Raw genomic sequence first — 3,582 nt, forward strand, 5'->3', positions numbered from 1 at the left:
CTGTTCGTCGGAAAAACGCTTCTTCATGGGGATGTCCTCATGTGGCTTATGAAGACATTACTAACATCGGGGTGTACTAATCAACGGGGAGCAGGTCACCGGTCCTTTAGAAAAAACTTTTACCAGGATAGCAACGTCGCTCTGTAACCTAATAGGTTCAGTGACACGAAAAAGTTTTTTATGTCTCTGAATAAAACTTAAAGATGTCAACTCATAGAAAGAAGCAAAAAAAAAGCCCCGCATAAACGGGGCAAGAACGATACATGGAGGTTTAAAAAAGGCGGGCAAAAAGCCTGAATCCTTAATGACTCTGACAAAACCAACACTTTGCCAAAAGTAAATTATTCTGCGTCCGGCTGTGGGTCAGTATCCTGATCGGTCTCTTCCCCTGCCTTCTTAGCATTTTTTTTACGTGGGTATTTTGGCTTCTCACCATTAAGTTTTGCCTGACGATTCTCCGCACGGCGAAGCTGCTTGTTCTCTGATTCTGTGATCTCTTTTGAAAGATTTCTCAGCATCTCCAGAGTACTGCGGTTCAACGTAATGTTGATTTCTTCGTCAGCACTTGAATCTGTCATCTCCGGCAATTCAATATCCCCCAGTTTCTGTAATAAGCTGGTGGTGATGAGTTTGACGCCTTCTACGGCTTTTGTGGCAATAACCGGCGGAATCCGTGCTGGCTTGAAGTCTGAAGGTCTGACTCGTACCTGACCATGTTGGGTTTTTTTCACCGTGATGCCATTCGCATCGGCCTGCTCAAGTTCCGCGATCATCTTCTTGATACGTGAAATTGCTTCTGTTTCACCGAGCTCATCGATCAGTGAAAGCACGTTAACATACGAAATAGCGTCAGCATGAATCCATTTCTTGATAACAACAGAACAGGTTGTCAGGCGGATAAGAGAACTGATGGTCGTCGGGCTTTTATTTTCACGTTGAGCAATTCGTTCGAGTGACCAGCCAGCAAGAGAATGTAGGCGACGATAGGACTCGCCAAGCGCAACAGGAGAAAGCGCAAGACCACGGTTACCATCAATGGTCGCGAGCTCACAGCCAATTTCATCTTCTTTAATCTCAACGCAAAGGATTGTGATGTCATGATCTTCATCACATGCCATCATTGCGGCTTTTAAACGGCAGTGCCCCTGGCGAACAAAAGGTACCCCATCAATGACACGTACTCGGATAGGGTCTACATAGTCACCTCGAATGTAGGCATTCTTGATGTTGTAGATGTGTTCTTCAACCTCAGGGAGCTTATAGTAATCGTCACCCATTCCCATTTCGCGGGAGTTGAAGCCTGGCGTGACCTGAATTACTGAAGGGTGGATAGCCCATGCTTTCTGGTCACTTACTTCAGTACAAAGTTCAGGGTTTGCATCACGGAACTGTTTAAGCCCAGTGACGTAACGACCTGTGCCAGTAACTACTGAAAAGGCAACATGGGCCGTTTTAAAGACCTTGTCATTAGCTTGCTGTGTAGGTTCTGTCAGTAAAACACTCATAGGGGCTCCGTTACATTTTTCTGCTTACTTTCTGCGTAGCGGGGATACTACCGAAAAAAAAATCCATAATTTTTCGCAAAAAAGGTACTTTTTGAGCCTATTCTGATTTTTCACAAAAAAAGAGGGCTCCCCATTTCTTGTGATGGCATCAAAATCGCTTCATAAACAAAGACATAAATCCAAAACATAAAGTTCAGGTATCAGTGAGGAAAAATCTTATAAATCCGCAATGCTGAAAGTCAAAACTGTGCGTCTTAAACAACTTTTTTTTGCTCCCTAAGTTATTAGTTAAAGCCCGTGGTTAGGTACGATACCAGCACCTAAATTTCTCTCTCAGGTATAGACACTTTGACTCGACATCTCAGACACATGCCGATAATCAAATGGGCTGGTGGAAAAACGAAACTGATGCCTTTCATCAGCCATCACTACCCACACGATCATAGTTGCCGGTGGGTAGAACCCTTTATAGGCGGTGGTGCCGTTTTTCTGAACATGTTTGCACAAAATGCATTGCTTGCAGATAGCAATCCAGACTTGATCAACCTATACAGGACTATTCAAAGACAGAAAACTAACTTTATAAATCAGGTCCAAAACCTAGCGGATAAAACCTTTGTCGAAAAGGACTACTATGAGATGAGGGACCGTTTCAACAAAACCTGTATTTCTGGTCAACCGCTTCAAAGAGCGGCTTTGTTTTACTCCCTGAATCGCCTGGGCTATAACGGTATGTGCCGCTATAACTCAGAAAGAATCTATTCAGTGCCCTGGGGGAAACATACAGAACTGAAGCTTGACTTCAATAAAATAGACTACCTTTCATTTCGTCTTTCAGGTATTGAACTGATCACCGCTGGTTTTGAGGAGACTCTGGCCGCAACCGGCGAAGGAGATCAGATTTATTGTGATCCGCCATATGACAAAACAAGCAAAACTAGTTTTGTCAGTTACGATGGTAAACCGTTCAGCCAAAGCGACCACGTGCTGTTAGCAAATATGCTCGTTGACGCTCACAGAAAAGGCGCTGCTGTTGCGATATCAAATAGCCTGACACCATTCACTTTGGGCCTCTATGAAGAGCGTGGATTCGTCATACACAGACTCAGCGCTTACCGATCCGTAGGAAGTAAGCCAAATACACGGAAAACGGAAACAGAAATACTGGCCGTGCTGAAATAGAGTTAATTCTAATCAACGGGGCTAATCCATTCCTGAAAAGTTAATACCTCAGGGTGAGTTCGTTGAACATAAGGTATAAACTGAAGCTCTTCTATTCTCCGGTCGCCCCTCTTTCCTTCGCAAATAAATGAAATGAGTCCTTGCTGAGAAAGCCCAGTAAGGACGCTCATAAGTCTTATATTTAGAGTTTTAAGCTGTAAGTCGTTATTAATGTCCTCCACTTTATGAGAGCTCTGGCCTGAACGTTTAAGATACTCGTAAACCATGAAATTCGAATTTCGTCGTTTTAACAATTTTTCGGTTATGCATTCCTGAATGAAACCGCCAAGAGCATCTAAAAGCGGACTGAGAACTACCGGGAAAGTTAATGTGTAACTTTGAGAAGTTTTAGACAAAGTAAATGAATTTAGAAAGCTAAAGTTAAGTCTCTTTTTTGAATATGGAGCGTAAGCGACAAGAGTAGTTGACATAACAGTAAGTAAAGCTTCAAGATGTTCCACTGTTATTAATGTGGTTTTATCTGTATTTCTTAGATTATGGAAATCAATAAACGCTACTCTTGAACGGCTAAGCCAATCTTGTACTTTAATGTCGATAGAAAATTGCGATATATGATTTGAACATTCATTTTGGTTGATAGGGCATGCAGACGAAAGATGGTTATGGATTATCATGCATAGCACAAAAAAAGGAAATCGGCAGGCTGTGGGGCATTGAAAACCGGTTAAAGAAAGCTTAGACGTTTCATATGCGCTTACCGGAAAAGTAACTTTTCTTAACGTTGGCTTTGACGATGTTCTTGCATTTTTACAAATGAAACCGAGACCCAGATCATTGTGCATTTTAAAGTCCATCTCCATCATCACCTTTTAGCCTTAACTGTATGGTATTGGTA

Annotated in this window: 3 protein-coding genes; 1 reads left to right on the forward strand and 2 read right to left on the reverse strand. The window is 42.4% G+C overall.

Translation table 11 applies throughout. The annotated features are described in order from the left end of the window. Window positions 1-341: 341 nt before the first annotated feature. Entirely contained in the window at window positions 342-1,505 is a 1,164-nt protein-coding gene (locus ACNQ0W_RS24750) for a hypothetical protein (protein WP_000114860.1), read from the reverse strand. Window positions 1,506-1,874: 369 nt separating this feature from the next. Here ACNQ0W_RS24750 and ACNQ0W_RS24755 point away from each other — a divergent pair, with 369 nt between their 5' ends. After that, entirely contained in the window at window positions 1,875-2,687 is an 813-nt protein-coding gene (locus ACNQ0W_RS24755; RefSeq protein ID WP_001121574.1) for a DNA adenine methylase, read from the forward strand. Between the two features lie 8 nt (window positions 2,688-2,695). On the opposite strand, the gene ACNQ0W_RS24760 is transcribed toward ACNQ0W_RS24755, so the two are convergent. After that, on the reverse strand, window positions 2,696-3,550 hold the full coding sequence (locus ACNQ0W_RS24760) for a hypothetical protein (protein ID WP_000970401.1): 855 nt from the start codon (window positions 3,548-3,550) through the stop codon (window positions 2,696-2,698). Window positions 3,551-3,582 lie beyond the last annotated feature (32 nt).

It is taken from the genome of Enterobacter cloacae complex sp. 6730903, from assembly GCF_048283985.1.
GTDB classification, from domain to species: Bacteria; Pseudomonadota; Gammaproteobacteria; order Enterobacterales; family Enterobacteriaceae; genus Enterobacter; species Enterobacter hormaechei_C.